This is a genomic window from Caldimonas mangrovi (assembly GCF_023721835.1).
In the GTDB taxonomy this organism is placed as follows: domain Bacteria; phylum Pseudomonadota; class Gammaproteobacteria; order Burkholderiales; family Burkholderiaceae_C; genus Caldimonas; species Caldimonas mangrovi.
In genome coordinates this window covers 1-5,707 of sequence record NZ_JAMKFE010000032.1, presented here as the reverse complement: position 1 = coordinate 5,707, position 5,707 = coordinate 1, and the positions used below count along the sequence as shown (strand labels likewise).

The window sequence follows — 5,707 nt, the reverse complement described above, 5'->3', positions numbered from 1 at the left end:
GAGCGCGAGGATGTTGGTCTGGAAGGCGATGCCGTCGATGACGCCGATGATGTCGGCGATCTTCTTGGAGGAGGTGTTGATCTCGTCCATGGTGGCGACCACCTGGGAGACGACCTGGCCGCCGCGCGAGGCGACGGACGAGGCGGAAGACGCCAGCTGGTTGGCCTGGCGGGCGGCGTCGGCCGACTGCTTGACGGTGCCGGTGAGCTGCTCCATCGACGAGGCGGTCTGCTGCAGGCTGGAAGCGGCTTCCTCGGTGCGCGACGACAAATCGAGGTTGCCGCTGGCGATCTCGGTCGACGCGTTGGTGATGTTGTCGGTCGCGGTGTGCACCTGCGAGACCAGCGCACGCAGCGCGTTCTGCATCTGTGCCATCGACTCGACCAACTGACCGATCTCGTCGTGCTGCGTGGTTGCGATGTCGTTCGACAGGTCGCCTTGCGCGATGCGGGCGGCAAGATCGCGGGCCTGCACCAACGAGCCGGTGATGCTGCGCACAGTGAACAGTGTCAACGGAATCATCACCAACAAGGCGACGGCGATGGCGCCCGCGAGGGCGCTGGACATCACCCCGGTGCGCTCGTCGAGCTCGCCCTTGGCGGTCTCCATGTCCTGGCGCAGTGCGGCGGCCAGGTCCTGCATGTGCTTGTCGGCGGTCTCGATGTGTTCCTTCACGCGTTCGGCGTAGGCACCTGCGGCGGCGCCGTCGATCTGGGCGCGCTCGATCTGTTCGATGATGGGCGCCATGCCCTCGTCGTACTGCTGCAGCGAGGCGAGCGCCTGCTTGGACAACGCGGCATCCCGCTCGTTCTTCAACTGCCGGCTCAACTCGGAAAGCTGTGCACGCGTCTGCTCCAGGGCTTGCTTCCAGTGCTCCTTCAGCTCACCGACCTTCACCGTGTTGTTGTGGTCGATGATCATGTCCTTCTCGATGCGGCGCACCTGCGCCATCGAGGTGCGCAGCTTGCCGGTCTCGACCATGGTCGAGACCTGCCGCTGCAGCAGCTCGTCGAGCGTGACACGGGTGTTGCCGAGCGCCACGTAACCCATCGCGCCGATGAGCGTGAGCAGCACCAGAGCGAACACCGTGCTGAAGTAGAGACGGGTACGAATGGACAGTCGGCCGAGACTTTTCATGGAAGCACTCCTTGCACTGAGCGGGCCGTACCCGTAAAGCAATCAATGCGCCAGCGCGACGTTCTTGTCGTGAAGGATTTCCAGTTTGAAGGCCTTCACGACGTCGGCGAGCTTGTAGGCTTGTTCCTTCAGGCTTTCGGCGGCGGCGGTCGACTCCTCGACGAGTGCGGCGTTCTGCTGTGTCATCTGGTCGAGCTGGGTGACAGCGGTGTTCACCTGGCCGATGCCGTCGTTCTGCTCGGCGGCCGCAGCGGTGATCTCGCCGATGATGTCGGACACGCGTTGCACCGAGCCGACGATCTCCTGCATCGTGCTGCCGGCCGTCTGCACCAGCTTGGCTCCGCCTTCCACCTTCTCGACGGAGGCGCCGATGAGGGTCTTGATTTCCTTGGCGGCCTGGGCCGAGCGCTGGGCGAGGTTGCGCACCTCGCCGGCGACGACGGCGAAGCCGCGGCCTTGCTCGCCGGCGCGGGCGGCCTCGACGGCGGCGTTGAGCGCGAGGATGTTGGTCTGGAAGGCGATGCCGTCGATGACGCCGATGATGTCGGCGATCTTCTTGGAGGACGCGTTGATCTCGTCCATCGTCGTGACGACCTGCGCGACGACCGAGCCGCCCTTGGCCGCCACCTGGCTGGCCGAAGCCGCGAGCTGGTTGGCCTGGTAGGCCGCGTCAGCGGACTGCTTCACGGTGCCGGTCAGTTGCTCCATCGATGCTGCCGTCTGCTGCAGGTTCGAGGCGGCCTGCTCGGTGCGCGACGACAGGTCGAGGTTGCCGGTGGCGATCTCGGTCGACGCCGTGGTGATGCTCTCGGTGGACACATGCACCCGGGAGACGATATCGCGCAGCGACGTCTGCATCTGGTTCAGCGCGCGCAGCAGGTCGCCCGTCTCGTCCTTGCCGTTGATTTCCACGCTGTGCGTCAGGTCGCCGTCGGCGATCGACCGGGCAAGTGCCTGGGCGGTCGCGATCGGCTTGCAGATGCTCTGCATGTTCAGCAGCGTCAGCGGCACGACGATCGCGATGGCGAATGCTACGGCGGCACCGAACAGCACGATGGTCAGCTGCATCGCGCTGTCGTTGCTGGCCTGTGCCTGGCGGCTGCTTTCGCCGAGGGCTTGTTCAAGCAGTTCCAGGCGCTTCTCGGCCTCGTCGTAGGACGCGATGGCCTTGCCCATCACACGCTGCGCAACCGTCGCGGTGTCATACGCCCCGGCCACGAGCTGGTTGGACACATGCTCGAACTGCTTCGAGTAGTCGGCCAGATGGGCCTGCAGCTCCTGCACGAGCGCTGCATCCTTCGGGTCGGCACTCTGCATCTGGGCGAGCTTGCCGCGAACCTCTTCGAGGGTCTTGGTCCAGGCCTGCTTGCCCTTGACCACGGCGCTCGAGTTCTCGTAATTGATGATCATGTCCTTTTCGTGCCGGCGCATCATTCCGAGGTCGTCGCGCAGCGAAGACAGCGCGCTGCCGCTGGCCGAGGAGCTGGCGATGAAGTCGCTGCTCAGCGACTGGACACGGAACAGCCCGAACAGACCGGCGCCGCCGACCATCCCCAGCAGGACGAGCACGACTGCGATCGCACCGATCATCCGCGTGCGGATCGTGAAACTGCGCATCATCAGAGTCATGGCTTGCATTTGGTCTTCTCCTAGTCCACGAGACCCATGGCGGGATCGGTCATCAGGCGTTCGATGTCGAGCAGGATGAGCATGCGTTCACCGACCTGACCCAACCCGAGAATGCAGCCCGAATCGACCGCCGAGCTGATCTCGGGCGCGGGACGCACGCTGTCGGCCGCGATCTCGAGCACGTCACTGACGCCATCGACCACGGCGCCGACGACACGGCCGGCGACGTGCAGCACGATCACCACCGTGAAGGCGTTGTAGTCGCAGTTCTCGGTGTTCAACCGCAGGCGCAGGTCCACGATCGGGACGATCACGCCACGCAGGTTCACGACGCCCTTCACGTGGCCCGGCGCATTGGCGATGCGGGTCGGCGGCTCGTAGGAACGGATCTCCTGAACTTTCAGGATGTCGATGCCGTACTCCTCGTTGCCGAGGCGGAAGGTGAGGTACTCCCGGGGGCGGGTGGCGGTGTTCGCGAAGTTGTCGTTGGCGCCCATGGTGCTGTCGTGCTTGCAGGTGTCAGTTGTCGGATCGGCGGATTTCGAGAGAGGGAAGGTCTTTCAGACGGCTGCCGTCGCGGGATCGAGGCGGAACAACGCGACCACGCCGGCCAGGCGCTGCGCCTGGTCCTTCAGGCTTTCTGCGGCGGCGGCGGATTCCTCGACCAGTGCCGCGTTCTGCTGCGTCATGCGGTCGAGCTGGGTGACGGCGGTGTTGACCTGGCCGATGCCGGAACTCTGTTCGCGTGAAGCAGCCGCGATGTCGCCGATCATGTCGGTCACGCGCTGCACGGCCGCGACGATCTCGTCCATGGTCGTGCCGGCGTCGGCCACCAGCCGTGCGCCGCCCTCGACCTTCTCGACCGAGGTGCCGATCAGCGTCTTGATTTCCTTGGCGGCTTCGGCCGAGCGCTGCGCCAGACTGCGCACCTCGCTCGCGACCACCGCGAAGCCCCGTCCGTGTTCGCCGGCACGAGCCGACTCGACGGCGGCGTTGAGCGCGAGGATGTTGGTCTGGAAGGCGATGCCGTCGATGACGCCGATGATGTCGGCGATCTTCTTGGACGCGGCGTTGATCTCGTCCATGGTCGACACGACACGAGAGACCACCTCGCCCCCACGCTGTGCCGCCTGCGTCGCCGAACCGGCCAGTTGCGAGGCCTGCTGAGCGCTGTCGGCACTGTGATTCACGGTGCCGGTGAGCTGCTCCATCGACGATGCGGTCTGCTGCAGGTTGGACGCGGCCTGTTCAGTGCGCGAAGACAGATCCTGGTTGCCGCTGGCGATCTCGGTGCTGGCCGTCGTGATGCTCTCGGTCGCGTTGCGCACCTGGCTCACCATGTTGCGCAGCGCTTCTTGCATGTCGGCCAGCGCGTGCTGCAGTTCGCCGGCCTCGCCGCCGGTGGTCACGCTCACCTGCGTGGACAAGTCGCCCGACGCGATGGCGCGGGCATGCTCGACGACGTTGCGGATCGGGCCGGCGATCGAGCGGCTCATCCACCAGCCGAAGAAGCCGGAGAAGCCAATGCTGACCGCCACCAGCACGACCGTGATGATCGCGGCGGCACGGGTCTGCTGCTGGGCGTCGGTCGATGCGGCTTCGGCGCCCTGAAGCGCCATCGCCTGCAGCTGGTTGATGCCATCGACATAGGCCACGCGGGCCTTCTCGAAGTCGCCGTTGAGCAGCGCTTCGAGCGCGACGTAGTCACCTTCGTCGCGCATCTTCTTGATCTGCGGCGCCATCGTGTACATCGCATCGCGCAGGCCGGCGATCTGCTCGTACTTCTGCTTCATCGCAGGGCTGCTCAGCAGGCCTTCGACCTGCTTCTGCAGCCGCTCGATGACGACCGCTGTGGTTTCATAGTCCTTCATCAGCTGGTCCGGGTAGTCGCCGGTACCGAGGCGCGAGTGGGTCGCGACGCGAAAGACGTTCAGCTCGACCAGCGATTTCCATTCGCTGGCGATCTGCATCAACTTCCACTCCTGGTTCGCCAGACGGTCGAGCACAGCGGTGGTATCGAACAGCTTTTTCACGCTGTAGCCGCTCACTCCGACCATCAGCGCCATCAGCAGGCCGAGAGCGATGGCCAGCCGCATCGAGATGCGCGTGCGGTTGAAACGGTCGATCAGGTTCATGGAAACTCCTTCTACTTCGCGTTCTGCCGGTACAAGCGTCGGGGGGGCGGCCGTCCGGCCTGAAGGCGCATCGGCATCAGCGCCCGTTCCCTCCACGCTGTCAGCGGCGACCGGGGCCTCCATGTGTCGTGTGGGGCTTCCGGTGTCGAGTTGCTGTTTACCAGCCGCGGTGCAAATGATTGTCTGCACCGAACGACGGGCGAACGTCTTGAATATCGGCAGATATCGATGGCTTCTTGAGCGCTCGGGGGGCAGGTGCGGGCAAATGCCCGGTTTTTGCCCGGCCGCCGGCGCTCAGAAGCTGGTCCAGTCGTCCCCGACCGGGGTCGGTTGCGGGGCCGGGCGCACCGCTTCGGTGCGGGCGGCCGCCGGATGTGGCGCCGCGGGCCCGGGCGTGAGGGCCGGCGCCGGCACCGACACCGGGGCGGGCCCGCGCGCATGCTCGATCACCTGCCGCGTCTTCAGCTGGGCGCCCTGCGTGAGCTTGAACGCGCTGACGACGTCGGCGAGCCTGTAGGCCTGATCCTTGAGGCTTGCGGCGGCGGCGGCGGATTCCTCGACGAGCGCGGCGTTCTGCTGCGTCATCTGGTCGAGCTGGGTGACGGCGGTGTTGACCTGGCCGATGCCGGAGCTCTGCTCGGCGGTGGCGGCGGTGATCTCGCCGATGATGTCGGACACGCGCTGCACGGAGGCGACGATCTCGGTCATGGTGGAGCCGGCGTTCTGCACCAGCTTGGCGCCGGACTCGACCTTCTCGACGGAGGCGCCGATGAGGGTCTTGATTTCCTTGGCGGCCTGGGCCGAGC

At 65.8% G+C, this 5,707-nt stretch carries 5 protein-coding genes; all 5 read right to left on the bottom strand.

All coding sequences use genetic code 11. From position 1 onward, the window contains the following. Positions 1-1,137, bottom strand: a 1,137-nt coding sequence (locus M8A51_RS26365; protein WP_259372169.1) for a methyl-accepting chemotaxis protein, incomplete at its 3' end; no start/stop codon positions are given. Positions 1,138-1,179: 42 nt separating this feature from the next. After that, positions 1,180-2,775, bottom strand: coding sequence for a methyl-accepting chemotaxis protein (locus M8A51_RS26400; RefSeq protein ID WP_280926203.1), 1,596 nt, complete (start codon positions 2,773-2,775; stop codon positions 1,180-1,182). Between the two features lie 11 nt (positions 2,776-2,786). Continuing rightward, positions 2,787-3,263: a chemotaxis protein CheW gene (locus M8A51_RS25960; RefSeq protein ID WP_251781524.1), complete on the bottom strand. Its 477-nt coding sequence runs from the start codon at positions 3,261-3,263 to the stop codon at positions 2,787-2,789. A 63-nt stretch (positions 3,264-3,326) separates the two neighbouring features. Beyond that, complete coding sequence (locus M8A51_RS26360; protein ID WP_259372168.1) at positions 3,327-4,901, bottom strand: methyl-accepting chemotaxis protein; 1,575 nt, start codon at positions 4,899-4,901, stop codon at positions 3,327-3,329. 294 nt (positions 4,902-5,195) lie between these two features. Beyond that, positions 5,196-5,707 (bottom strand): methyl-accepting chemotaxis protein (locus M8A51_RS25945; protein WP_251781522.1); only part of this gene is annotated, 512 nt, incomplete at its 5' end.